The sequence below is a fragment of the Prosthecobacter sp. genome (assembly GCF_044373815.1).
Lineage (GTDB): Bacteria > Verrucomicrobiota > Verrucomicrobiia > Verrucomicrobiales > Verrucomicrobiaceae > Prosthecobacter.
The window spans coordinates 19,917-43,840 of record NZ_JBIPNG010000005.1; the positions used below are offsets into that span (position 1 = coordinate 19,917).

Annotated in this window: 22 protein-coding genes and 1 other RNA gene; 15 read left to right on the forward strand and 8 right to left on the reverse strand. The window is 59.0% G+C overall.

Features of this window, described 5'->3' with window-relative positions:
- Positions 1-70: 70 nt before the first annotated feature.
- On the reverse strand, positions 71-2,194 hold the full coding sequence (locus ACIREA_RS00890) for a M3 family metallopeptidase (protein ID WP_397379616.1): 2,124 nt from the start codon (positions 2,192-2,194) through the stop codon (positions 71-73).
- Positions 2,195-2,339: 145 nt separating this feature from the next.
- Between ACIREA_RS00890 and gcvT the strand changes: the two genes are divergently transcribed.
- The 6 genes from gcvT to ACIREA_RS00920 all read left to right on the forward strand — a co-directional run bounded on the left by gcvT (position 2,340) and on the right by ACIREA_RS00920 (position 9,717).
- The gene (gene gcvT / locus ACIREA_RS00895) at positions 2,340-3,455 is read left to right on the forward strand and encodes a glycine cleavage system aminomethyltransferase GcvT (RefSeq protein ID WP_397379618.1); all 1,116 of its coding nucleotides are present in this window, start codon (positions 2,340-2,342) and stop codon (positions 3,453-3,455) included.
- 20 nt (positions 3,456-3,475) lie between these two features.
- Positions 3,476-3,856: a glycine cleavage system protein GcvH gene (gene gcvH, locus ACIREA_RS00900; protein ID WP_397379620.1), complete on the forward strand. Its 381-nt coding sequence runs from the start codon at positions 3,476-3,478 to the stop codon at positions 3,854-3,856.
- 85 nt (positions 3,857-3,941) lie between these two features.
- Complete coding sequence (locus tag ACIREA_RS00905; RefSeq protein WP_397379622.1) at positions 3,942-4,766, forward strand: aspartyl/asparaginyl beta-hydroxylase domain-containing protein; 825 nt, start codon at positions 3,942-3,944, stop codon at positions 4,764-4,766.
- A 53-nt stretch (positions 4,767-4,819) separates the two neighbouring features.
- A complete protein-coding gene (gene gcvP, locus ACIREA_RS00910; RefSeq protein WP_397379624.1) occupies positions 4,820-7,648 on the forward strand; it encodes an aminomethyl-transferring glycine dehydrogenase in 2,829 nt (942 codons plus the stop codon).
- Positions 7,649-7,673: 25 nt separating this feature from the next.
- A complete protein-coding gene (locus ACIREA_RS00915; protein WP_397379626.1) occupies positions 7,674-9,203 on the forward strand; it encodes a sulfatase in 1,530 nt (509 codons plus the stop codon).
- 46 nt (positions 9,204-9,249) lie between these two features.
- Positions 9,250-9,717 (forward strand): DUF3828 domain-containing protein, encoded by a 468-nt coding sequence (locus ACIREA_RS00920; RefSeq protein ID WP_397379628.1) that lies wholly within the window; start codon positions 9,250-9,252, stop codon positions 9,715-9,717.
- A 14-nt stretch (positions 9,718-9,731) separates the two neighbouring features.
- Here ACIREA_RS00920 and ACIREA_RS00925 read toward each other — a convergent pair whose 3' ends face one another.
- Positions 9,732-10,214, reverse strand: a complete 483-nt coding sequence (locus ACIREA_RS00925) for a hypothetical protein (protein ID WP_397379629.1) — start codon at positions 10,212-10,214, stop codon at positions 9,732-9,734.
- Positions 10,215-10,326: 112 nt separating this feature from the next.
- On the opposite strand from ACIREA_RS00925, the gene rnpB reads away from it, so the two are divergent.
- Positions 10,327-10,764: RNase P RNA component class A (gene rnpB / locus ACIREA_RS00930), an RNA gene on the forward strand.
- Between the two features lie 132 nt (positions 10,765-10,896).
- On the opposite strand, the gene ACIREA_RS00935 is transcribed toward rnpB, so the two are convergent.
- Positions 10,897-11,679: a DUF1080 domain-containing protein gene (locus ACIREA_RS00935; protein ID WP_397379631.1), complete on the reverse strand. Its 783-nt coding sequence runs from the start codon at positions 11,677-11,679 to the stop codon at positions 10,897-10,899.
- A gap of 71 nt (positions 11,680-11,750) precedes the next feature.
- The gene (locus ACIREA_RS00940; RefSeq protein WP_397379633.1) at positions 11,751-13,073 is read right to left on the reverse strand and encodes a hypothetical protein; all 1,323 of its coding nucleotides are present in this window, start codon (positions 13,071-13,073) and stop codon (positions 11,751-11,753) included.
- 82 nt (positions 13,074-13,155) lie between these two features.
- On the opposite strand from ACIREA_RS00940, the gene ACIREA_RS00945 reads away from it, so the two are divergent.
- From ACIREA_RS00945 to ACIREA_RS00960, 4 genes are all read left to right on the forward strand, one after another.
- A complete protein-coding gene (locus ACIREA_RS00945) occupies positions 13,156-13,740 on the forward strand; it encodes a hypothetical protein (RefSeq protein ID WP_397379635.1) in 585 nt (194 codons plus the stop codon).
- Between the two features lie 145 nt (positions 13,741-13,885).
- Positions 13,886-14,386, forward strand: coding sequence for a DUF3592 domain-containing protein (locus tag ACIREA_RS00950; protein ID WP_397379637.1), 501 nt, complete (start codon positions 13,886-13,888; stop codon positions 14,384-14,386).
- Positions 14,387-14,449: 63 nt separating this feature from the next.
- A complete protein-coding gene (tsaA, locus tag ACIREA_RS00955) occupies positions 14,450-15,124 on the forward strand; it encodes a tRNA (N6-threonylcarbamoyladenosine(37)-N6)-methyltransferase TrmO (protein ID WP_397379639.1) in 675 nt (224 codons plus the stop codon).
- A 20-nt stretch (positions 15,125-15,144) separates the two neighbouring features.
- Positions 15,145-16,035, forward strand: coding sequence for a phosphotransferase (locus ACIREA_RS00960; protein ID WP_397379641.1), 891 nt, complete (start codon positions 15,145-15,147; stop codon positions 16,033-16,035).
- 6 nt (positions 16,036-16,041) lie between these two features.
- Here the strand turns inward: ACIREA_RS00960 and ACIREA_RS00965 are convergent, their stop codons facing one another.
- On the reverse strand, positions 16,042-16,560 hold the full coding sequence (locus tag ACIREA_RS00965; RefSeq protein ID WP_397379643.1) for a hypothetical protein: 519 nt from the start codon (positions 16,558-16,560) through the stop codon (positions 16,042-16,044).
- A gap of 230 nt (positions 16,561-16,790) precedes the next feature.
- Here ACIREA_RS00965 and ACIREA_RS00970 point away from each other — a divergent pair, with 230 nt between their 5' ends.
- The gene (locus tag ACIREA_RS00970) at positions 16,791-18,425 is read left to right on the forward strand and encodes an RNA polymerase sigma factor (protein WP_397379644.1); all 1,635 of its coding nucleotides are present in this window, start codon (positions 16,791-16,793) and stop codon (positions 18,423-18,425) included.
- 7 nt (positions 18,426-18,432) lie between these two features.
- On the opposite strand, the gene ACIREA_RS00975 is transcribed toward ACIREA_RS00970, so the two are convergent.
- Positions 18,433-19,041, reverse strand: coding sequence for a hypothetical protein (locus ACIREA_RS00975; RefSeq protein ID WP_397379646.1), 609 nt, complete (start codon positions 19,039-19,041; stop codon positions 18,433-18,435).
- 96 nt (positions 19,042-19,137) lie between these two features.
- On the opposite strand from ACIREA_RS00975, the gene ACIREA_RS00980 reads away from it, so the two are divergent.
- Positions 19,138-19,824: a hypothetical protein gene (locus tag ACIREA_RS00980; RefSeq protein ID WP_397379648.1), complete on the forward strand. Its 687-nt coding sequence runs from the start codon at positions 19,138-19,140 to the stop codon at positions 19,822-19,824.
- A 71-nt stretch (positions 19,825-19,895) separates the two neighbouring features.
- Here the strand turns inward: ACIREA_RS00980 and ACIREA_RS00985 are convergent, their stop codons facing one another.
- Positions 19,896-20,765 carry a sugar phosphate isomerase/epimerase family protein gene (locus ACIREA_RS00985; RefSeq protein ID WP_397379649.1) on the reverse strand — a complete coding sequence of 290 codons (870 nt, stop codon included), beginning with the start codon at positions 20,763-20,765 and terminating at the stop codon, positions 19,896-19,898.
- Between the two features lie 158 nt (positions 20,766-20,923).
- On the opposite strand from ACIREA_RS00985, the gene ACIREA_RS00990 reads away from it, so the two are divergent.
- The gene (locus ACIREA_RS00990) at positions 20,924-21,964 is read left to right on the forward strand and encodes an OmpA family protein (protein ID WP_397379651.1); all 1,041 of its coding nucleotides are present in this window, start codon (positions 20,924-20,926) and stop codon (positions 21,962-21,964) included.
- A gap of 14 nt (positions 21,965-21,978) precedes the next feature.
- On the opposite strand, the gene ACIREA_RS00995 is transcribed toward ACIREA_RS00990, so the two are convergent.
- A complete protein-coding gene (locus tag ACIREA_RS00995; protein WP_397379653.1) occupies positions 21,979-22,422 on the reverse strand; it encodes a thioesterase domain-containing protein in 444 nt (147 codons plus the stop codon).
- A gap of 91 nt (positions 22,423-22,513) precedes the next feature.
- On the opposite strand from ACIREA_RS00995, the gene ACIREA_RS01000 reads away from it, so the two are divergent.
- On the forward strand, positions 22,514-23,924 hold a 1,411-nt coding region (locus ACIREA_RS01000), incomplete at its 3' end, for a sialate O-acetylesterase (RefSeq protein ID WP_397379655.1).

Below are 23,924 nucleotides of genomic sequence, written 5' to 3' on the forward strand. Positions count from 1 at the left end.
GTCGGGTGGTTTGGCGAAGCAGCGTTCGTGTGATTGAGGAATCACTTTCGCCAAACACACCCAACGTACTTTACGCCAGACCGGCGCGGACGAGCAGCGCCATGGCATCGGGATCGCGGCCCATGAATTTTTGGAAGAGCTTGGCGGGGTCTTCGGAGTTGCCCTTGCTCAAGATCGTGTCACGGAATTCGCGGCCCACGGTGGGATTAAGCACGCCTTCCTGCTGGAAGCGGGTGAAGGCATCGGCATCCAGCACTTCGGCCCACTTGTAGCTGTAGTAACCGGCGGCATAACCGACGGGGCTGCTGAAGAGATGGCCGAAACGACGGGCCATGGTCGGCTGCTCGGTTTTGAGCTGCATGATGTAGCCTTTCAAAATGGAGCGCGCGAGCTTGTCGAGGTCCACGTCTTCATCGGTGGCGTGGTGCATGTGCAGTTCGAGGTCCAGCTTGCCGAAGGCGAGCTGGCGCATGATGTCGCTGGCGCTGCGGTAGTTCTTGGCGGCCAGCAGCTTCTTGAATAGGCGTGCGGGAATCGTTTCGCCGGTTTCATGATGGCGGGCGAAGAGGTCAAGACTCTCACGCTCCCAGCAGAAGTTTTCCATGAGCTGCGAGGGCAGCTCCACGAAGTCCCAGTAAACGCTGACGCCGTTGAGCGAGGGGATTTCAACATTGCCGCAGAGCTGGTGCAGCAGATGGCCGAACTCATGGAAGACGGTGGTGACTTCGTCATGCGTGAGCAGCGCAGGCTTGCCATCCACTGGCGGCGTCATGTTGCCGCAGATGAGGCCGAGGTGCAGGCGGCGGTCGCGCTCGCCGCTGGGTGGCACACCCATCCTGAGATAGTTCATCCAGGCTCCGCCGCGTTTGGAGTCACGCGGATGCCAGTCGGCGTAGAAGGAGCCGATGTGCACGCCTTTTTCATTGCGGACTTCGTAGAATTTCACCTCGGGGTGCCAGACCTCCACAGGGCCTGCCTTGCCGGGCTGGGTGCTGACATTGGCGGGGGCTTCCTTGCCGGGCTCGACACAAACGACCTCGCGGCTGGTGATGCGCAGGTCGAAGACCTTTTCCGCCAGCTGGAACATGCCGTTGAGCACCTTGTCGATGGGGAAGAATGGGCGCAGCTCTTCTTCATCAAAGTCGTACTTTGATTTGCGCTGGCGTTCGCTCCAGAAGGAGACTTCCCAGGGTTCGAAGAGATCGACTTTCTGGTGGGCGTTGTCGGCGCGGAATTCCTGCAGCTCGATGGTTTCACGCTGGAAGGCCTCGTGTACGCGTTCGTAGAGGTCGGTGATGAAACGGAGGGCGCTCTGGCCGTTCTTGGCCATGCGATGGTTCAGTACATGATCGGCGAAGTTCGCCTTGCCCATGATCTGCGCTTTCTCATGGCGCAGGCGCAGGATTTTCCAGACGAGCTCGGTGTTGTCGTGATCGCCGCCGCGGCCAATGCTGCCGGAACCTTCCCAGACCTGACGGCGGATGCTTTCGTCTTCGAGGTATTCCATGACCGGAATCATCGAGGGGGCCTTCAGGGTGAAGCGATAGACGGGCTTCTCCGGCGTGCCGAGGTTTTTGGCCAGCGCATCCGCCCTGGCGGCTTCGATGGCGGTCTGCGGCAGACCCTTGAGACGATCGACATCTTCGATGAGAAGCTCCCACTTGTTCGTGGAGTCGAGTACGTTCTCGGAGTACTTCTGTGTGTGCTTGGAGAGCTCGGCTTCGATCTCCTCCATGCGTTTCTTCTTTTCCGGCGGCAGATCGGCACCGGCCTCGATGAAGCCTTCCATGGCCTCCTGCAGGGCGCGTTTGCGCACGGGCGGGAGCTGCTTGGCCTCGTCGGTCTTGCTGTAGGTGACAAAGAGGTCCCAGAGGTGCTCGTTGAGGGGGATCTTGGCGAAGAAGGAGCTGACTTCAGACAGCATCTTGTTGTGCGCCTCACGCAGGGCGGGGGAGTTGCACAGGGAATCGAGATGGGTGACCAGGCCCCAGGCTTCGTTCAGTTCGCGGGTGCATTCGTCGAGACCGAGCACGACGGAATCAAAGTTCATCAGCTTGCCACGATCTTGATCGATGACGGCATCCAGATTCGCCTGCGCTTTTTCAAGAGCGGCGCGGATGTCGGCTTCGATGTGTTCGGGGGTCAGGGTGGACCAGCGGATGTGCAAGTCCTGATTGAGGAAAGGGGCTGCCATGGTTGGGGCTTTTTTTCGCGGGCGTTTGGGGGACGCGGAGTATGGAGTGGATGCGATGGCCTGCAAATAAGATTGGCATTCAGAAATTGGCTTAAAATAGCGCGAGAATTGACAAAGCCTCCGCGCTTCACAACATGCCCGCACTGTGTCTGATACCACTCCTCTTCGCCGTACTCCCCTACACGCCGTGCATGTGGAAATGGGTGCCCGCATGGTGCCCTTTGCCGGCTGGGACATGCCGGTGCAATATACGGGCATCGTCGATGAACACAAAGCCGTGCGGCAGAGCGTCGGCGTGTTCGATATTTCGCACATGGGGCAGTTCATTGTGAGCGGCCCCGGTGCCGAAGCTTTTTTGAACCGGGTGCTTACCAACAACATCACCAAGCTGCAGCCCGGCCAGGGGCAGTACACCCTGCTGCTGAACGGACTCGGCGGCGTGATTGATGACCTGATCGCCTACCGCACCAGCGAGCGTGAATTTTACCTCGTGGTGAATGCTTCGCGTATTGATGCGGACTGGGCGCATCTGGAGACCCAGCTCAACAAGGATGATGAAGTGATGATGGCCAACGCGAGTGATTTCACCGCCGGTCTGGCCATCCAAGGTCCGAAGGCCCGTGAAGTGGCGGCTGCGGTCTTTGGTAGTGTCGCCTCCTTTCCTGAGCACAACACCATCCTTGTCACCATGACCAGCGAAGGGCCGATGTGGCTGTGCGGCACCGGCTACACCGGGGAGGAAGGCTTTGAATTTTTCATGCCCATGGAGACGGCGGAAATGTGGTTCCGCAAAATCGTGGATGCCGTGAAGGCTGCCGGTGGCATGCCCTGCGGACTCGGGGCCCGTGACACACTGCGGCTTGAGATGGGCTATCCTCTCAATGGCAATGATCTTTCGGAAACGCGCACGCCGCTGCAGGCCGGACTCGGCTTCTTTGTGGATCTCGACAAAGGTGATTTCACGGGACGAGAGGCGCTGGTGGCGCAAAAAGCCGCCGGACTGCCCGACAAGCTGGCCGCCTTCCGCATGACTGGAGCGGCCCCTCCACCGCGCCCACATTACCCCGTGGCATTTGCCGGGGAGATCATCGGCGAGGTGTGCAGCGGCACGCAGTCTCCCAGCCTCGGAACCGGCATAGGCATGGCCTATGTGCCACTGAGCGCCGCCACGATCGGCAGCACGCTGGAAATCGAAATCCGCGGACGGCGCTTCCCAGCGGAAGTGGTGAAGAAGCCGTTTTATCGCAAGCCCTCCCTTTAACATTCCCAACAGACATCCCCATGAGCAACGTCCCCGAAAACCTCCGCTACCGTGACTCCCACGAATGGATCGATCCCACCCAAAGCCCGTCTCCGGTCGGAATCACGGATCATGCGCAGGCGGAACTGACGGACGTGGTCTTTGTGGATCCTCCCAAGGTGGGCACCCAGGTCACTGCGGGGCAGCAGGTGTGCGTGATCGAGTCCGTCAAAGCGGCGAGTGATATCTATGCTCCGGTGTCTGGAGAAATCGTGGCCATCAATGAGGCGTTGACCGGCGATCCGGGCCTTCTCAATCGTGATCCCTATGCCGGTGGCTGGATTTTTAAAATCAAGTCCTCCAATCTTGCGGAGTTTGAGGCGCTGATGGACGCCGCCGCCTACGGCAAGCACATTGCCTGAACGCGGTGTGGTTTTGAGCGGTTGACGCGTTCTTTTTTGGCTGCAAAAAGTGACAGATTCGTTACTCGTCACGGACTTTAGACCCATGCCTTCCGAAGTATCCTCTTCCATCGCCACTGTCCCGGCCGGCTTTCAGCTCAAGCCGATTGACGCCTATCACCGGCGTCACCGCACTTTTCCGGCCAGCGGCTGGGTGGAGCGCATCACCAATCGTCTGCAGGACGTTGTCGAGGCGGTCATTGCGCATTGTTCCATTCACGGTGATCCGCCGATCTATGACTCGCGGCACTTCCCCTGGGTCAAGGACATCGAGGCAGACTGGAAGAAGGTGCGCGCCGAAGTCGACTCTGTGATGAAATACCGCGATGCGATGCCCAGCTTTCAGGACATCGTGAAGGAGGTCGGCATGATCCAAGGTGACGACCAGTGGAAGACCTTCTTTCTCAAAGGGGTCGGCATGGACTGCGAAGAAAACGCCCGCCACTGCCCGGAGACGATGAAGGTGCTGGCCAAGATCCCCGGCTGCACGACCGGCTTTTTCTCCATCCTTTCGCCAAACAAGCACATTCCTGAGCACCGGGGTCCCTTCGCGGGAGTGCTGCGCATGCATCTGGGGCTGATGGTGCCGGAGCCGCGCCATCAGTGCCGTATCCGCATCGCTGATCAGGTCTATTCCTGGCAGGAGGGCAGCGCGATCATCTTTGATGACACTTACAATCATGAAGTCTGGAACGACACCGACGGCTATCGCGTGGTGCTGTTCGTGGATTTCGAGCGTCCGCTGCGGGCACCGTTCAATTTCCTCAATCACTTGATCTTGAATCTGGCCTCGCTGGCACCGTTTTTGCGCGAAGCCAAGGGCAAGCAGAAGGCCTCCGAGAAAAAATTCTGGGCCTTGTTTGGCAAGTGACACCGGCCCTCGGCTAGATACCGTGGCGGCCTCCCCAAACCGCTCCGATTTCGATGCCCACAAACTTTTCCCGCCGTCACATTGGTCCCTCCGCCGCCGAGGCGGAGAGCATGCTGCAAACGCTTGGTTTCAAAACGCTCGATGAACTCATCGATCAGGTGGTGCCGGAAGGCATTCGCGTGCGTGAGCCGCTCAATCTGGCACCGCCGCTGAGCGAGGAGCAGGCGTTGCGCCGCATGCGGCAGATCATGGGTTTGAACAAGGTCATGCGCTCGTTCATCGGGCTCGGCTTCCATGACACCTTCACGCCGCCGGTCATCCAGCGGAACATCCTCGAAAATCCCGGCTGGTACACGGCCTACACGCCTTATCAGGCGGAGATCGCGCAGGGCCGTCTTGAGGCATTGATCAATTTTCAGACAATGATCCGCGACCTCACGGCGCTGGATGTTGCGAACGCCTCGCTGCTCGATGAAGGCACCGCGTGTGCTGAGGCATTGGGACTGGCCGTGGCGCAGGTGGCTGGCGCATCGCGCGTGTTTGTCTCCGACCAATGCCACCCGCATAACATCGAGGTGGTGTGTACGCGCATGGACGCGCTGGGCATCCGCGTGGAGGTGGGGGATGTACTCAAATGGAAGCACGATGGCACCAAGGGGCTGGCCGCCGTGCTCGTGCAATATCCTGACACGCAGGGGGTCATTCATGATTTTGCCGAGTTGGCGACAGATACCCATGATGCGGGAGCTTTGCTCGTCGTCAGTGCTGATCTGCTGGCGCTCACAGTGCTGCGGCCACCGGGTGAATTCGGAGCGGACATCTGCGTGGGCAACAGCCAGCGATTTGGTGTGCCGCTGGGTTTTGGCGGACCGCATGCCGCTTTCATGGCCGTGCGTGATGCGCTGAAGCGCCGGCTGCCCGGACGCTTGATCGGTGTTTCCAAGGATGCCTCCGGCAGGCCGGCTTATCGCCTTTCTCTGCAAACACGTGAGCAGCACATCCGCCGCGAGAAAGCCACCAGCAACATCTGCACCGCGCAGGTGTTGCTTGCCGTGATGGCTTCCATGTATGCCGTGTATCACGGGCCTCAGGGACTGAAGACCATCGCGCACCGTGTGCATGGTGCGGCGGTCTGGCTGGCTGGCGAGCTGCTGCGTGCGGGACTGGACGTGCTGAGCGATGACTTCTTTGACACGCTGAGCGTGCGCGTGCCGAACGCCGATGATTTGCTGAAGCGCGCGCTGATCTTCGGCATCAATCTGCGCAAGATCGACGCCACCACGGTTGGGGTCGCTTTGGATGAACGTGTGCGGGAGGAAGAGCTGCTCAACCTGCTTACGGCCTTTGGCATTTCCAAGGCGCAGCAGCCGCCGGTGCTGGATGATGAAAATCCGCTGCACTGCTCTGCGCGGCACCACCGCAAGTCCGCGTTTCTGACGCATCCGGTGTTTAATTCCTACCACTCCGAGACGGAGATGATGCGCTACCTGCACCGTCTGGAGTCGAAGGACATCGCGCTGAACCGCAGCATGATTCCGCTGGGCTCCTGCACGATGAAGCTGAACGCAGCGGCTGAGATGATGCCGCTGAGCTGGCCGGAGGTGAACGGCCTGCACCCCTTCGCGCCGCATGATCAGACCGAGGGCTACCGCTCAATGTTCAGTGATCTCGAAGGCTGGCTGGCCGAATGCACCGGTTTTGATGCGGTGTCGTTGCAGCCGAATGCGGGATCTCAGGGCGAATACGCAGGCCTGCTTGCGATCAAGCGCTTCCACGCCGCTCGTGGCGAGGACCACCGCGATGTCTGCCTCATCCCCACCTCGGCGCATGGCACAAACCCGGCCAGCGCGGTGATGAGCGGCTTCAAAGTGGTGCCGGTGACCTGTGACAATCAGGGCAATATTTCGGTCGATGATTTGAAGGCGAAACTGGAGGCGAACAAAGAGAAGGTGGCTGCGCTGATGGTCACGTATCCTTCGACGCATGGTGTGTTTGAAGAGTCCATCGTCGAAATCTGCCGACTGGTGCATGACCATGGCGGCCAGGTGTACATGGACGGCGCCAATATGAATGCGCAGGTGGGGCTGACTTCGCCGGGACGCATCGGTGCGGATGTGTGCCATCTGAATCTGCACAAGACTTTCTGCATTCCGCATGGCGGTGGCGGGCCGGGCGTCGGGCCCATCGCGGTGGCCGCGCATCTGCGTGCGCATCTGCCGGGGCACCACACGTGGCAGACGGACCGCCGTGAAGGCGCGGTTTGCTCCGCTCCCTGGGGCAGTGCCAGCATTTGCACGATCTCCTGGATGTACATCGCCATGATGGGGCCTCGCCTTGTCGATGCGACCAAGTACGCCATCCTCAACGCCAACTATGTCGCCAGAAAGTTGGAGGCTAATTTCCCCACGCTGTACAAAGGCTCGAAGGGGTTTGTCGCGCACGAGTGCATCCTCGACTTCAGCCATTTCCACAAGGTCACCGTGGAAGATGTAGCTAAGCGGCTGATGGATTTTGGCTATCATGCGCCGACGATGAGCTGGCCGGTCTCAGGCACGCTCATGATCGAACCCACGGAGAGCGAGAGCCAGGCGGAGATCGACCGCTTCTGCGAGGCGATGCAGTGCATCCACGCGGAGATGATCGGTGTCGAAAGCAGCCAGTATCATCCGACGGACAACACACTCAAGCAGGCCCCGCACACCGCCGCCGCCGTCACGAAGAGCGACTGGCCGCACGCCTACACGCGTGAAGCCGCCGCCTTCCCGCTGCCGTGGGTGCAGGAGTCCAAGTACTGGCCGCCGGTCTCGCGCATCGACAACGTGTATGGCGACCGCCATCTCATCTGCACCTGTGTGAGTGTGGAAGAAGCGGCTGCAAGTTGAGGATTTCTCATGCGTTTCACGGCGCATGAAATTCCATCTGGTCGTCCTTGCTGCTCTCGTCTTCGCTGCCGGCATTCGTGCTGCGGATGCGCCGCGCCCCAACATCCTCTTCATCATCTTTGATGACTGGGGCTGGCAGCATGCGGGCGCCTATGGCTGTGACTGGGTGAAGACACCGAACTTTGACCGCGTGGCGAAGGAAGGGGTGCTGTTTAAGAACGCCTTCACCTCCAATCCGAAGTGCAGTCCGTGCCGCGCCACGATCCTCACGGGGCGCAACTCCTGGCAGCTTGAGGAGGCGGTTTGTCATGGCGGCATCTTCCCGCCGAAGTTTGCCGTGTATCCAGACCTGCTGGAAAAAGGCGGCTACACCGTGGGCCTCACTGGCAAGGGCTGGGGGCCGGGCGAGTTCAAACTGGAAGGCCGTACGCGCAATCCTGCCGGGCCGGCGTTTGATGAGTTCAAGCAGGAAGTGCCAGCGAAGGGCATCACGACTACGGACTACCCGCGCAATTTTGAGGCCTTTCTGGCGCAGCGCGACAAGGCGCTGCCTTTCTGTTTCTGGATGGGATTCAAGGAGCCGCACCGCTCCTACGAACTCGATTCCGGTGTTCGTTTGGGCAAGAAACTTGAAGACGTGAAGGTGCCTGGTTACCTGCCTGACAACGCCACGGTGCGCGGTGATCTGGCTGACTATGCGATCGAGGTGGAATGGGGCGACAAACAGATCGGGCAGGCGCTCGACATGCTGGAGAAGTCCGGCCTGCTGGAGGACACGTTGGTCATCGTGACTTCGGATCATGGCATGCCGTTTCCACGGGTGAAGGGGCAGATTTATGAGGACGGTTATCACCTGCCGCTTGCCATGCGCTGGGGGAAGGGGATCAAGCAGGGGCGCGTGGTCGAAGATTTTATCAACGTGCGCGATCTTGCTCCGACCTACCTCGAAATCGCCGGACTGCCGAAGCATGAGCAGATGAGCGGCAGCAGTTTGGTGAACATTTTGCGCAGTGAGAAGAGCGGCTTTGTGGAAGACCGCAAAGTCATGCTGGCTGGCAAGGAGCGCCACGATCTGGGGCGTCCGAACGACTGGGGTTATCCCGTGCGCGCCATCCGCACGCCGGAGTTTTTCTACAGTCACAACTACCACCCGGAGCGCTGGCCCGCTTGCAATCCCGAAACTGGCTACGGCAACTGCGACGATGGGCCCACGAAATCATGGATCGTGGAGAACAAGGGGCTCTTCTATGATCTCGCGTTCAACTACCGCCCGGAGGAGGAGCTCTATAATATTGCCCAAGATCCTGAGTGTCTGAAGAACCTAGCAAAGAATCCGCAATTTGCGGCGAAGAAGCAGGAACTGCGGGCGAAGCTAGAGGGTATGCTCAAAGAGGAAAAAGATCCCCGCGTGCTGGGCAATGGAGCGATTTTTGACACCTATCAGTATGTGGGAAATCACAGCAAGAAAGGCTACGCGGAATGGGAGGCCCGCCAGCGCGGCGTGCCACTGCCTGAAGCGCCCAAGAAGAAGGGCAAGAAGGACGCTGACGAGTGAGGCACGATGAACTCGACTTTGGCGCGTTTGCGGCGATAACAGCCGCATGCGCCTCCTGACTTTGCTCCTGCTGTTTGTTTCCTGCGGTCTGACTCTTCACGCTGCTGACAAGGCGGCCACGCCAGACGCGCTGGTCGCGGAGCTCTACAAGTCGGAGAAGAAAAAGGCGTCACCGTTTTTCCAAGACAAGAACCGGGCGCTGGTGGACCACTACTTCACGAAGGAGCTTGGAGATCTTCTCTGGAAGGATACCATCGACTCCAAAGGTGAAGTCGGCGCGCTCGATGGCGACCCGCTCTACGACGCCCAGGACATGGAGATCAAGAATTTCTTGATCCACCCGGCGAAGACGGAAGAGGGCAAGGCCACCATCCTGGTGACCTTTGTGAACTTTGAAGAGAAGAAGCGCATCACCTTCCAATGCGTGCAGCAGGGCGGCGCATGGAAAATCAGCGACATCCAGTATGCGGACTATGCGCTGCTGAAGCTGCTCAAAGACAGCGTTGTGAAGTAAGGAGGGTCGCCGGTTTATTTGGCGTCGCCTTCTTTCGGCGCTTCTGGCGGACGGCGGAACTTGCTGCCACTCTCCGTGCTGGTGCCACCAGCACCGGGGAACCCGCCGGACTTGCCCTTGCGCTCCTGCATGGCTTTCATCGCGGCAGCTTTTTCATCGGGATCGAGGACGCCATTCTTGTTGGCATCAAATTTTTGCAGAAGCATCGCCTGCATCGGGCCGCCGCCTTTTGCGGGCTCGCCGGTGGAGCCGGGTGCTCCGCCTTTGGGGCTGCCGCCACGGCGTTCCTGCATGGCTTTCATGGCTGCCGCTTTCTCGTCGGGGTCGAGCGTGCCGTTTTTATTGGCGTCAAACTTTTGCAGCATCATCTCTTTGATCTTCTCCCGGCCCGGGCCTCCGGTGCCTGCAGCATCGGGGCGTTGTTTCGGGGCGTCTTCGGCGTGGGTCAGAGAGAAGCTGACTGTGAGGGCGAGCAGAAAGGAAGGCAGGAGTTTCATGGCGCGGTGGTGGGTGCATGCGTTTCAACACCGGAGCCGGGGAATAAGTTTCGCGACATCTTTCCACATAGACCCGGCTTGCCCTTTTCGCTGAAGCCCTTACTCTCACGGCGGGTCGGTCGGAGTGATCGCTGGTATTTTTGCTGCAAGGCGGAGATGCCAGAGGAAAGTCCGGACACCATAGGGCAGCATGCCACGTGAAAGCGTGGGGGCTGCGGTGCAAGCCGCAGTCACAGACAGTATCACAGAAAACAAACCGCCCTCCGTAACTCGCAAGAGCGAAAGGGGGTAAGGGTGAAACGGCGGGGTAAGAGCCCACCGCCCCAACCGCGAGGAAGGGGGCACGACAAACCTCATGCGGTGCAAGACAGAACAGGAGAAAGGCCCGCCTGGCCGCAAGTCCCGCAAGGGATGGATACCTCCGGGTAATAGTCGCTCCACTGCGCAAGCGGGGGCAGGCTGAGCGATCAGCCTGACAGATAAATGATCACAGCCAGGTGTCGAAGGGCATCGGGGACACAGAATCCGGCTTATGAGGGCCGATCCACAATGAAGGCGTCGGGAGAAATCCCGGCGCCTTCGCCTTTTTTGCGCCACAGGGGCGCGGTGCTCCACTGGCGCGCTGTGAGGCTCTTCAATCCGATGTGTCCGGAACTGGAAGCGTGTGCGCGTGGGTGACTGATTACTTCGTGGCTTTCTTGGGCTTGCCTCCCTGCGGCACGACCTTCACGGCGTCTGCGGGGATGATCGCTTCGGCAGCGGTCCGAATGGGCAGATCGGCGGGGAGGTGCTTCACGAAGAAGTCTTTGTACTGGATCTTCATGGCGGGGCCGACGTGGACCTGCACGGCGATGACGCCTTCGAGCGCGCGGCCTTTTTCGTCGAGGTCGATGACATCCACGGTTTGCACGCCGTCGATCCAGTGCTGGTGGTGGTTGCCTTCGACGAGGATGCGGTAGTCGTGCCACTGGTCGGCGGGGAAGTTCTGGATGGGCAGCTTGCCGACGACCCAGGGCTGGCCTTGGGGATCGATGATGACCTTCTCTCCGGTGTGAGCGAGGATGCGGCGGCCACGCTCTTCGTAGAGCATGCCGTTGTAGTCGTCCTTCGCCGGGACAACATCGCACTGATATCCTGTGACGACCCACTCGCCGAGGTCGGGGCGCTCTTGGCCGCGATACTGCAGGCCGCTGTTGCCGCCGGGGGTGACTTTCACCTTCACGCGCAGCTCGAAATTTTTCACCTTGCCGTCTTTCCAGGTGATGAAGCGGTTGTAGTCCAGTTTGCCATCGGCGACGCCGGTGAGGCAGCCGTCTTCGACAGACCAGTATTTGTCGCTGCCGCTCCAGCCACTGAGATCTTTGCCATTGAAGATGGCGGTGAAACCTTCCGGAGCTGACTGGTCTTTGGCAGCGAGGGGTAAAACAATAGCGATTGACAAGAAGCAGAGGGCGGAGCGGAGCATGGTGATGGAGAGGTGTCCCACTTAACGAAGAAAGAAGCCGACTCTTGTGAACTGTTTCACCCATATGCAACTCACTCGGGCCTGGCCGAGAGCCGTATGCTGCGCACCTTCATCCATGCGCCCGCTTCAGCACCGCTCACGGGATCGATCCGCAGGCGCAACATGCCGCCGCGATAGGTAGGGATGGAGGACAGCAGGATGACATGGCGGTGAAACTCATCGTCAGCGATGATGGGAAAGGCGATCTTGTTTTCTGACGAGTAGCCCTGTGTCCCATGCTGTTGCCACATCACGGTGCCCTGTTTCTGCTTGGTATGAAATGCGGCATCAATGATGAGATACGGTGCATCTGCCGCCTGCCAGAAAGTCTGCGGGCTGATGAACTGAGGATCGTCCTGCTCAAGCTGTATGTGCAGATGATTTTTCAACGGCCAGCCAGTGTCGCGGGCGTTTTGGTAGTGCCAGCCCTGGCGATCCTGCGTGAAACTCCAGGAGGGTGATCCCTGTGGGCGATGCGTGGCTGCACGTGCGCGGATCTCCTGCACGGTGCCGAGCACGAGCTCGTAGCGGAATTCATAGGCGATGTTGTGATCGAGAATTTCCAGTGCCTGTCCGGCGAGGTAGCCGGTGCTGTTGCCATGGGTGTCATTAGGGCCGGGCTTGCCGGCAAAGCCGCCGGTGAAGTGCACGCGCCCCGGAGTGATGAGTCCGAGACCGTAATCTTTCTCATCCAGCAGCGCCGCCCAGCCCTCTGTGCCGGTCCAGAATGACCACGGATGTTTGCCCTGAGGTACGGGCGCTGCGGACATGGCATCCGCAGTGAAGGGCTTGTCATTCATGTAGCTGACCACGCGATGGAATGCGCCATTGGCATAGACGGCGGGAAGCTCCTGCAAGCGTGCGGGATACTGCGTGGTGTCGCTGCGCGTGTTGGTGAGCCGTGCCCGCGCCTTCACCACAGCGCCGTCCAGTTCCAGCCAGGAGTCGAAGGTGCATTCTCCCGGCACGTTGTTGAGGGGCCATTGCAGCGGCACGCAGGTGAGGTGGATCTGCCTGCCGTCGTTTTCGTGCGTCAAAATGCGGCTGGCGTTTTTGAAATCGTCGCCCGTTTGAATGGGGTTCCAGCCGATGTGCCGCCAGTGCTCTGCAGGCTTTTGCCCGTTCGCTTCAAAGGGTACTGGGCCGGAGTAAAATGAAAGCTGCACCTGCCGCCCGAGGTCGAAGTTGTTGATCACATTGGCCCCATCCTTTGCGCTCGCTAGAAAGGTGATGGCACCGCCGTGGTCAAGATCCACACCCAGTTTGATGCGGTCAATCTCCAGCCAGCTCATGCGTTCCGCATGCGCCGAGGTGGAGAGGAGCAGGATGGAGAGCAGCAGGCGGGAAGGATGCATGAAAGCTGAAGATGAGGCGTCCGTCAGATTCGGCAAGGAGTGAAGAAAGAACATGCAGACGAGAAGTCATTCCAGAGTTGACGTGCCAGCGCCCAACCGCTGGAATGGGGCGATGAAGCCGGTTTCTTTTTTCGCGATGTTCAGCCGCATCCTCGGGATGCTGCTGGTGGTTGGACTGGTCAGCAAGGTGTACGCCGAGGCTGCTGAGGGTTCGCGCAAATTAACGGATGCGGAGAGAACTTATCTTCTGACCGCCGCGGAGGCGATGCAGAAGGGTTTTGAGAACGGTGATGCGGACGTCATCATCCAGGGCACCAACAAGGTCATCACGAAAATCATTCCTCAGGAGCAGTTCGAGGCGCTCACAAGGCAGGTGATGGTGTCGATGAAGGAATTCAAGTTCGAGTCCAACGTCTACGGAGAACCCACCGAATGCTGGAAGATCAAAGATGGAGAGCTCTGCTTTCTGCCGCGCAAGTCGGTGATCGCCGTCCAGGGCAAGCGGGTGAGCAGTGTGGCCTTTTTCATCTGTGTGCTGGAGGACGGGAAATGGACATTTCTGGACAATGCCAGTGTGAGCAAAAAGCCGGAGATGCTCTGGCAGCTCTTCCCAGAACTCTCCAAAGACGCCAAGCTGCTGCCCAGCGAGGTAAAGGTGCTGGAGTAGGGGGCGATTTTTAGATCGTGTGGAGTGAATGGTGAAGTGCCTGCGGTGACTGAATGGCCCGCAGGAAAAAATTCCCTGGCTGTGAAGTGTCACAGCAGGAAGGCGACGGGATAAGTCCAGCCTGCATTCACTTCTCTTATTCAGCATGAACAAAAGCAAGAAAGGCAATCCGCGCCAGTTCGCCCTCATTTTCAGCATCGTCGGTCTGGTGATGTTTTGTGTGGGAGTGAAGGAAGTCTGGGAATCCAGCGCGAGCAAGGCCTGGCCTGCCACTCAAGGAAAGGTGCTGGCTTCGTTTGTACGCACACCCAGAACAGGCGCCAAAAGTCTCTACACTCCCGTGGTGCAGTATGAGTTTGTTGTCGGTGGAAAAAAGTTCGGGTCGCAGCGGGTGTCGTTTGGCAGTTATCAGTCGAGTCGCTCATCGGATGCGGAGGCCGTGGTGGCACGCTATCCGGCAGGCACAGAAGTGAAGGTTCACTACAAAGCGAAGGATCCTGCCGCCAGTGTGCTGGAACCTGGATGCGAGATGATAAATATAATGCTGCCGCTGCTGGGCCTGGTCTTTGCGTCAGCCGGGCTCTGGCTCCTCAAGACTTCACGGAGAGAAGGCGGTGCTGGCGCTTTGGGCCGTGAGAATGTGTGAGGGCTTCGGCAGGTTTCAAGAGCTTCTGCCTTGCCGTGCCGGATAGTCCGCCCTAGTTGCGGCATGATCTCGATGAACATCATCGCCACGCTGCGCACGTGCTACACCGATAAGTTCGGTGTGCCACGGCAGTCCGGGCTGGTGCCCAGCGCGTGGGGTGTCGTGGAGTTTGAGCCGGCGTATCGGCGCATGGAGGCGGTGCGTGGCATTGAGCAGTTCAGCCACCTGTGGCTCATCACGCAGTTTCATCTGGTCACCGAAGAGCCGACATCCCTCACCGTGCGCCCGCCACGACTCGGGGGCAATGAGCGGCGCGGGGTGTTTGCCACACGCTCGCCCTTTCGGCCAAACCGGCTGACCCTCAGCGTGGTGAAGCTGGATCGCGTGGAACTTGAAGGAGATGCCGCACCACGTCTGTTTGTCTCGGGCGTCGATCTCGTCGATGGCACGCCCATTCTCGACATCAAACCCTACGTGCGATTTGCCGATTCGCTGCCTGATGCGCACAGCGGTTTCGCGGATGAAGCCCCGCAACGGCTGCCAGTGCGCTGGGACTGCGACAGTAGCGTGCCGGATGAAGTGCGTGTGATCATTGACCAATCGCTCGCCCTGCAGCCACAGCCTGCTTACCACGACGACGAAGCTCGGGAATATGCCACGGAGATCGCCGGCTGGCGCGTGCGCTGGGCAGCGACGCTCGCAGGCGCGTGCGTGAAATCGTGTGAGTGGGTGGGCTGAATCTTGGAGCTTTCATGCTTATGACTGACACTGAACTTCCCATTCGCGCCGCCACGGAAACAGCCATCGCCCATGGCATCACGCCGGACCGCTGCGACATTCTGCAAAACGGCAGCACGCTGGTGCTGCGCCTCACGGAGACCTTGGTAGCACGCGTGGTGCAGGATGTGGACGGGCCACGGCAGGGCACGGAGTGGTTTGCGCGGGAGAACGCGATCGCCCACCATCTGACAGGGAACGGTGCACCGGTGATCCCGCTGCACCCTGATCTTCCGCCGGGCCCCCATGAGCATCTGGGCTATCCGATGAATTTTTGGCAGTTCGTCACCCGCGTGGATGCCGAGCCTGATCCTCGCGAGATCGGCCGTACGCTGCGCCAATGCCACGAGATCATGCGCCGTTTTGAGGCGCCTCTTCCCAAGCTGGCGATCCTCACTGAAAGCCTCGCGATTTTGCAGGACCGTGAACTGTTTCCTGCAGCCACGCAACAGATGCTGAGGGATCACCTCACGCGCTCCATTGACGTACTCAACCGCTATCCGCATCAGGCTCTGCATGGAGATGCCCACATGGGCAACCTCATGAACACCACGCGCGGACTGCTATGGACCGATTGGGAAGACACCTTCGCCGGGCCCATCGAATGGGATGTGGCCTCCATCATCTGGAATGCGCAGATTTTGGAAGAAGACCACGCCACGGTGCAGGCGATTTGTGATGCGTATGGCGAGGCAGGCGGGAGCATTGACGCCTGCGCCTTGCAGCAAAGCCTCATCGGCCGCGCGGCGGTGATGACCGCCTGGTATCCGATCCTCTACCCGAATCCAAACGAGGAACGTCAATCGAGGCTCCAGCGACGCATCGACTGGCTTCAGACATTCACGGATGGAGCCTGCATAGCCGTGGCTTGAACTGCTTCAGCGCCGCTCCCACTTCTGCTTTTCCACCTTCATATCGATTTCCCAGCGGCCTGTTGCTGCGTTTTTCTTCATGTCATGCTGTAGAACATTGGCTCCCGTGCCGGTCAGTTGCATGCCTTTGGGATCGTCAGGAAAAGACCAGCTATGCGTTTTTTCATTGAACTTGAGCATCTGGTCAAAGCGACCGCTGGAGCCTGCTACGTAGGCAGCCTGGCCCATCAATGGACCGGCTTTAACGAGATCCAGTTCAATCCAATACAACGCCCGACGTCCAAGCAGTTCCATCTCGAAGCCGACCTCGATCAATTGCGATGCCGAACGGAAGAAGGCGGAGCCGGTTTGAATCTTCCGCTCCTTGATGGGGGCATCGACTGTGTAGCTCACGCGGCCCTCGCCGTCGGTGGTGAGGATTTTTCCCGCATTCGGAGCGCGTGAATCTTTCTCGCTGCCAATGACCATGCGCACGTTCATGCCAGAAATCGCACGGCCATCCTCATGCACAAATTGTGCTTTCACCTGAATCGGTTCAGCCGATGTCTGCTGCATAGCTCCAAAAAGGCAGGTGAGCAGACCGGTTAAGAAAGAAGAGCCGGGGAATTTCATGGGGGATTTTTGGCACGGCCTGCTGGATAAGATAGCGCAAGTTTCGGGCTCGAGTGGTTGGTGGCTGCGTTGTGTTTGACGTTTCGCGGGAAAGAACACATTTTTTGTCACCGCAGGTGCGGCGGCGACCACTGGAGGATGACATGAATACCGCAACACTCATCCCTGGAACTACAGACGACACCCAACTCGTGGAACTCAGCCTTCTGGGCGACACACGGGCCTTCGGCCGCATCGTGGAGCGGCACCAATCGCTCGTCTGCGGGCTGGCTTACAGCGCCTGCGGCAATGTGCATGTGAGCGAAGACCTTGCTCAGGAAACCTTCATCACCGCCTGGCAGCAGCTGCGCAATCTGCGTGAGAAGGGTAATTTTCGCGGCTGGCTCTGCGGCATCGCGCGTCATGTCATCCATAATTTCCTGCGTCGGCAGCAGCGCACGCCCACAGCAATGGCGACTGAGCTGGATGAGGTGATGCATCCGGCATCAGGCGAACTTTCCCCCGATGAGTGCGCGATCAATGAACAGGAAACGGCGATGCTCTGGCGCGCGCTGCAGACCCTGCCATCGAATTATCGAGAACCCATGGTGCTGTACTATCGCCAGCAGGAATCCGTGGGCGCGGTGGCGGAGTCGCTGGGACTGTCTGAAGACGCGGTGAAGCAGCGGCTGGCGCGTGGCCGTGCGATGCTGGTGGAGCACGTGGAGCGCAGGCTGGGAAACTCACTGCGCCAGACCATGCCCACCGCAGCCTTCACCTGTTGCGTGCTCGCGGCGCTGCCGCTGGCCACCACGTCTGCCTCCGCCGCCACGGCCGGGGTGGCGCTGGTCAAAGGTGGTGCGGGCGGCAAGACCTTCATTGTCTTTTTGATGAACGGAGTGCTGAGCCCGCTGCTTGCTTTTGTGGCCGCAGGCATCGGCTACAAGGTGAGCTTGGACAGCGCGCGGTCCGTGGAGGAGCAGCGGATGATCAAGAAGTTATTCTTGGTTCAGCTGGGGGGAATCCTGTTTTTCTGCGCATTCACGGTGGCGCTCATATACAACGGCCAATGGCTGGCTCTGCAGCATCCTGCAGCATACGTCACGCTGCTGACGGGGATGATCGCCGCATGTCTGCTGCTCTGTGCAGGAGGTTTGGTATGGTCTCTGAGGCAGAACCGGAGACTGGCATCTCAGGAAGCAGCGGGCAAAGAAGCACCAATTCTGTCCGTCGGAAAATGGGCCGTGCCAGTGCTCGAGTATCGCAGCAAATTGACGCTGCTGGGACTGCCCTTTGTGCACATGCGATTGGGCCGGAAACGCGGTGAGCCTGTCCGCCCCGTGAAGGCATGGTTCGCGGTGGGGGACTTTGCCATCGGTGTGATCGGGGCTTTTGGTGCCTGCACCATTGCGCCCATCAGTCTGGGGGCCTGTTCATTGGGACTGGTCTCATTGGGCGGACTGGCGACAGGCGTGGCTTGCTGGGGTGGCCTCGCCGTCGGTGTATGGGCCATTGGTGGCTGCGCCCTCGGCTGGAACGCCTACGGTGGCTGTGCCGTGGGCTGGGAGGCGGTGCAGGGCGCCTTGGTGGCCGCTCGTCATTATGCACTGGGTGATGTGGCCGTGGCGCAGCATGTGAATGATGCTGCTGCCAGGGCGGTGATGAACCAGAGTGTGTTTTTCCAGTTCACCCGGCGGGCGCTGAATTACGCGGTCCTGCTCAATATTTTCTGGTTCCTGCCGCTCGTATTGCTCTGGCGCAAATCGCGGCAAATGCAGCGCCGCTCGGGCATGGCATAGCACCAGGTCAGTTTGGTTTTACTGCCGTCAGTCCTGGCACTTTCGAAGGATCATACTTCGCACCCTTCGATACCTGGACGAGCGTCATGCGAACTTTGGTGGCAAAGAACTTTTCGGGATCAGGGCGTTTGTGAGCGTGGAGGTTGTGATCGTCTTTGATGACGAGGTGCATTTCCTTGATGCCCTGGTCCCAGAGGATGTCGTTGTTTTGCCAGAAGGTGGTCATGTCGAGGTCCTTCTCATGCACGCCGGTGGTCTTATAAACTCCGGTGCCGATGCAGCCGTAGCCGTGGTTCTGGCCCTTGTAGGGAATGTAGCAGACGCTCCATGTCGTGGGTTGATCACCCGCGGGCTTTTCAAGAACTTCAAGCCGTACATGCACAGTGCCATTGCGGTAGTCCACGGGTGCCGTCCAGTCTTTGGGGCGCGCAGCATTCAGCATGTCGCCTTTGACATAGTAGTGCGACTGATTGGGCTTCGAATTCAAAGCGTCTTCCTGGGTGAAAGTGAAGGTCACATCAAAGAGCACGAACTGATCGGCACGGGTTAGAGTTGCGCCAAGGCAGAAAAGGAAAAGTGAGATGAGGAGGATGCGGCTTTGCATGGTGAGAATCATGGTGGCGGACGTTGTGCGGTCAATGCTGGATGCGGCTTCCGATATTAATTCATGCGCTGATCGCAACAGCCTACGGAGTCAGGCCGTTTCGTTTTCATGCGCTCTCATTTGCTTGTCCTTGCGTTTTGTTCTTCCACTTTTGCGGGTGAACTGATTCACGAAAATTTCACCGCTGCCGGTCTGCCCAAGGGCTGGACGACGGGCGGACGAGCCAATTCCTGGACCGTGGTGGAAGGCGCATTGCAAGGCGTTTGCGCGAAGGAGGATGATCACGGACCTGCGGTTTTCGCGCCTCTGGCAGGGCGTGACCTTGCCGTGAGCTGCAAGGTGAAGCTCGATGAAAAGGGCAACTGCCTGATGCTCATCGATGGTGAATCCGCCTTCGGTGGCTCCGCGCATCTGCTGCGCGTATCCATCTATGGCAACACCCTGGCCCTCGCCCAGGATCGCGGCACGCCGGAGTCGCATATTCAGCAGGGCAAATTGCGCGCCGCACTTGCAAAGAGAGGGAAAAAAGCTCCACCGCCCACGGCGGAGCAGCTGGCCGACCCGCAATTCTACCGCACCGAAAGACTGGCCAGCATACCGCTGCAAGCGCAGCCGGGGACTTGGATCAAACTGGATGTGTCCTTGAAAGGCAACGACGTGACGGTGGTGGTGAATGACACGCAGAAGCTTTCAGCACAGGGCACGGTGTTTGATGTAGCGAAGTCGCGCCTGGTGTTTCTCATCGGTCAGGGGAAGAAACTGCAGATTGATGATGTGCGAGTCAGCACGCCTTGAGCGGCAGCAAAACAAAGCGGCGCAGGATGTATGATCCTGCGCCGCTGCGGAATGAAGTTAGAAAGTGACGGTTACTTCTTCGTCGTGGGCTTGAAGTTTTTGACGAACTCCAGGCATTTGGTCACGTCAGGCAGGCTGGTCTCCCAGTCTTTTTCCCATTCGACATCCAGCGGGCCCATGAAGCCCTGCTCGGCATAGAGGTTCAGCACAGCAGGGATGTCAGACTGGCCTGTGCCCCAGACCATGTCCTTGGCTTCACGCACGCCGAAGGCGTCGAGGTCTTTGACGTGGCTGTCAAAGATGCGGCCTTTGAGAATCTTGATGGCGTCGGTGGGTTTCACGCCGGAACGCACCCAGTGGCCGATGTCAGCACAGGAGCCCATGCGAGCATCGCGGTCCTTCACCAGGCTGAGCACATACTCGGGGTCCCAGTAGCGATAGCTGCGATCAAGCGGCTTCTTGGGGTGGTTGTGGATTCCCATCTTGATGTCGTATTCCTTCACCAGTTTTTCGATGAGGTCGAAGGCGTCATCGGCTGGTTCGCTGACGACCAGGCCGACACCCATGTCCTTGCAGAAGTCGAAAATCTTGCGGCATTCCTCTTCGTTGTTCGGCAGGCGTACCACGCCATAGCCCACGGGTGTGAGACCCAGTTCCTTGAGCTTGGCCTTCACTGGAACACGCTGCTCCGCCGTGGTGTTGTGATCGAACTTGGACTTCGGATCGGCCTTGGAAAGCAGATGGCCGGGGAAAAATTCCACCGTCTTGCCACCGGCGGCGGCGATTTTTTCGAGAGCCGTCATCAAGTCAAACGACTTGAAGGTGTAAGCCTGGCAGCCAGCATAAAACTGTCCTACTTTGGCGCTTTCGGGCAGGGTTTGTCCAGCCAAAGCCAGGGAGGCCGTGCCGAGGAGAATGGAGAGGAGTGTCTGTCGAATCATGGGGAAGTTTGAACGGCAGGCGTGCGCACTTCTTGCAAGCTTGGATGGAAGCGGGATTCCGAGAATCGAAGCAAATCAAGTTCAGCTCCTCTCAAGATTCGGCCTTTTATCCAAGGAGTTTGCTTGCGAGACGGTGCGCCGAGTACATTTTCCCGATTATGAAGCTTCTTAAGCCCGCCTTGATCATCGCCGTGTTTGTCTGTGGTTTGTGTGCTGGGGCTTCAACTGCCGCAGATGTGAAGGGCGGCAAGGACCATCCGCTGCTCAAGCGCTACGAAGGCTCCACGCTGGTAGCGTATGAGCAGAAGAACTACGACGCACTGAAGATGGCGCTGGAGTGCATCGTCTTTGATTATGGTGAAGGAAAGATGAAGCCCTTCAAAAAAGTGGAGGTCGAAGGCCGCAAGACCACGCTGTTTTATAATTTGCCTGCAGGCATCGGCACACTGGAAGGCGTGCGACAGTATGAAAATGAACTGAAGGAAAAAGGATTCGAGATGCTCTTCAGTGCCTCGGGCGAGGAGATCGAGAAAAACAAAGGCAACAATCTGGCGATGGAAGTCTATGGCATGACGCCGGAGAACACGAACCAGGATCATCCGCAGATCATGGCCATGCAGGGGCCCGACAAGACGAAGTCGCACTACCTTGCCACCCGCCTCTCACGTCCTGAAGGGGATGTGTTCTGCTCCGTCTGGTCATTTGAAGCTTCATGGACCGCGGCCTCGCTGAAGGTTCCTGAGAAGAGCACCCTTGTGCGTGTGGACATCTGCGAAGTGAAACCGATGGAGCAGAAGATGGTGCTGGTAAAGGCGGCAGAAATGGCCAGTCAGATTGCCCTCAATGGCAAAGTGGCGCTTTACGGCATCCAGTTTGACACCGACAAAGCCACCATCCGCCCGGACTCCGAAGCCACGCTGGCGGAGATCGCCAAACTGCTGCAGGAAAAGGCGGACCTGCGCGTGCTCGTCGTCGGCCACACGGATACGGAAGGCAGCTTTGAGTACAATCGCAGCCTGTCACAAAAGCGCGCTGATTCCGTGGTGGCAAATCTGGCGGGAAAAGGCATTTCCAAAGAGCGGCTGTTTCCGGTGGGCATTTCCTTCGCTTCTCCTGTGGCGACGAATGCCACCGAGGAAGGCCGTGCGAAGAACCGCCGAGTCGAACTCGTGGACATGGGCGCGGCGAAGGCCAAGTGATCCGGCTGCTGTTGCTATCGGAGCGCCACGAAGTCGCCCTCAAACAGCACGCAGATTTGCTCTGCGTGGACGACCTGCACCTGGAGTTTGAGATGCGCTTTGCCGGTGCTTTGAAAGACTGATTTGAACGCTGCCAGTGCGGTATCATCCGGTCTTGTGCACACGGCACGGAGCATGCCTGCTACCGGGCGTTTGTAGCGGATGTTGCTTTCGCGGATCACGATGTGTGCATTGCGGTCGCCCAGTTGCAGCCAGAGCATGGCGTAGCCGGTCAGGGTGGTCAGTGCACTGAGGCTGCCGCCGAAGGCGGTGCCGAGATGATTGTGATTGGGCTCCAGCGGTGCCGTCACCACGAGCTGTGTGTCGTCGTAGCTTTCAATTTTCACACCCATGGCTTGCGTGAGCGGGATCTGCTCATGCAGGAAGCGTTCGGTGTCACGCAGAAGGTCGTCGTTCATGGATGCGGAACTGTGGGGATGCTGCGCGAATTCGCAACGATCTTCGCGATAGGCCGGTGCTTTCAGATCGTTCTCACCCCACTCAATCACCATGAAATCTCTCTCGCGCCTCTTTGCCGTCGCCCTTTGCCTGGGCCTGCCCGCCAGCCTGCTGGCCGAGCTCACGCTGCCACACTTTTTCAGCGATCACATGGTGCTGCAGCGCGAGCGAGAGGTGGCGATCTGGGGCACAGCGACATCGAAATCCGAGGTGACGGTGAGTTTTAAAGGCAAGGCCGCCACTGCCACGGCCGATGACCAAGGTCATTGGCATGCAGCAATCCCGACAGGCGCAGCCGACGCGACGGGCGCGGAACTGACGGTCAAAGCAGGTGCCGACAGTGCAACGATCAAGGATGTGCTCGTCGGCGAGGTATGGCTCGCTTCGGGGCAATCAAACATGTTTTACACCATGAACCGTTCGCCTGCCTACGCGGAGCTGATGACCAAGGCCAGCCACCCGGGCCTGCGCATGTTCAATGCACCTCTGGTGACTGCAGAAAAGCCGCAGGCCGACATCGCAGGCGAGTGGTCGTTGTGCACTCCGGAAACGGTGCCGGGTTTCTCGGCGGTCGCGTTTTTCTTCGCGCTGAAACTGCATCAGGAGCTCGGCATGCCTGTCGGCGTGCTTAAAACGTGCTGGGGTGGCAAGCCGGTGGAGACCTTCACCAGCCGCGAGGCGCTGAACACGCTGCCGGGAACGAAGGAGATGGTGGACAAATTGATGTCTGAGGCCGCCGCTTATGATCCCGTCAAAGCCAAGGCGAACTACGAAACACAGTTGGAAAAATGGAAGACCACGATGGCTGCGGCGAAGGGCAAATCTGCCGAGGAGCGCAAGCGACTTCCCAAGAAGCCCTCCGAGCCCAAGCCGCCTCTGGAGACGGAAGGAAAACCGGGGGTGCTGTTCAATGCGATGATCCATCCCTTCGCCGGATACACCATGCGCGGGGCGGTCTGGTACCAGGGGGAAGGCAATGCCAAAGCCGGCGCGGTGCCGTATGACCAGACGCTGCCACTGATGATCCGCGACTGGCGCAAGCGCTGGGGCGATGAATTCTCCTTCTACTTTGTGCAGCTGGCCAACTTCCACGCGTCATCCACAGTGCCGGGTACGCCGGATCCCTGGGCGCTGCTGCAAGACCGCATGCGCCATATCTTGGAAAGCACGCCCAAAACCGGCATGGCCGTCATCAATGATGTGGGTGAGGCAAGCGACATTCATCCGAAGGATAAAATGACACCGGGTTACCGGCTTGCACGCTGGGCGCTGGCAAAAGACTACGGGCGCGATCTGTTGTACAGCAGTCCGCTTTTCAAATCGAGTGAAGTCAAAGATGGAGCTGTTCGTGTGACCTTTGATCATGCTGGCAAAGGATTGAAATCACGTGATGGAACCACCCTGAAGCGTTTCGAAATTGCCGGCGCAGATCGTGTCTGGCATTGGGCGGATGCGAAAATCG

Bases quoted from the DNA above. Each gene is read 5' to 3' on its own strand.
- ACIREA_RS00890 (WP_397379616.1), bottom strand. From the start codon at position 2,194: ATGGCAGCCCCTTTCCTCAATCAGGACTTGCACATCCGCTGGTCCACC.
- gcvH (WP_397379620.1), top strand. From the start codon at position 3,476: ATGAGCAACGTCCCCGAAAACCTCCGCTACCGTGACTCCCACGAATGG.
- ACIREA_RS00905 (WP_397379622.1), top strand. From the start codon at position 3,942: ATGCCTTCCGAAGTATCCTCTTCCATCGCCACTGTCCCGGCCGGCTTT.
- gcvP (WP_397379624.1), top strand. From the start codon at position 4,820: ATGCCCACAAACTTTTCCCGCCGTCACATTGGTCCCTCCGCCGCCGAG.
- ACIREA_RS00915 (WP_397379626.1), top strand. From the start codon at position 7,674: ATGAAATTCCATCTGGTCGTCCTTGCTGCTCTCGTCTTCGCTGCCGGC.
- ACIREA_RS00920 (WP_397379628.1), top strand. From the start codon at position 9,250: ATGCGCCTCCTGACTTTGCTCCTGCTGTTTGTTTCCTGCGGTCTGACT.
- ACIREA_RS00925 (WP_397379629.1), bottom strand. From the start codon at position 10,214: ATGAAACTCCTGCCTTCCTTTCTGCTCGCCCTCACAGTCAGCTTCTCT.
- ACIREA_RS00935 (WP_397379631.1), bottom strand. From the start codon at position 11,679: ATGCTCCGCTCCGCCCTCTGCTTCTTGTCAATCGCTATTGTTTTACCC.
- ACIREA_RS00940 (WP_397379633.1), bottom strand. From the start codon at position 13,073: ATGCATCCTTCCCGCCTGCTGCTCTCCATCCTGCTCCTCTCCACCTCG.
- ACIREA_RS00950 (WP_397379637.1), top strand. From the start codon at position 13,886: ATGAACAAAAGCAAGAAAGGCAATCCGCGCCAGTTCGCCCTCATTTTC.
- tsaA (WP_397379639.1), top strand. From the start codon at position 14,450: ATGATCTCGATGAACATCATCGCCACGCTGCGCACGTGCTACACCGAT.
- ACIREA_RS00960 (WP_397379641.1), top strand. From the start codon at position 15,145: ATGACTGACACTGAACTTCCCATTCGCGCCGCCACGGAAACAGCCATC.
- ACIREA_RS00970 (WP_397379644.1), top strand. From the start codon at position 16,791: ATGAATACCGCAACACTCATCCCTGGAACTACAGACGACACCCAACTC.
- ACIREA_RS00975 (WP_397379646.1), bottom strand. From the start codon at position 19,041: ATGATTCTCACCATGCAAAGCCGCATCCTCCTCATCTCACTTTTCCTT.
- ACIREA_RS00980 (WP_397379648.1), top strand. From the start codon at position 19,138: ATGCGCTCTCATTTGCTTGTCCTTGCGTTTTGTTCTTCCACTTTTGCG.
- ACIREA_RS00985 (WP_397379649.1), bottom strand. From the start codon at position 20,765: ATGATTCGACAGACACTCCTCTCCATTCTCCTCGGCACGGCCTCCCTG.
- ACIREA_RS00990 (WP_397379651.1), top strand. From the start codon at position 20,924: ATGAAGCTTCTTAAGCCCGCCTTGATCATCGCCGTGTTTGTCTGTGGT.
- ACIREA_RS00995 (WP_397379653.1), bottom strand. From the start codon at position 22,422: ATGAACGACGACCTTCTGCGTGACACCGAACGCTTCCTGCATGAGCAG.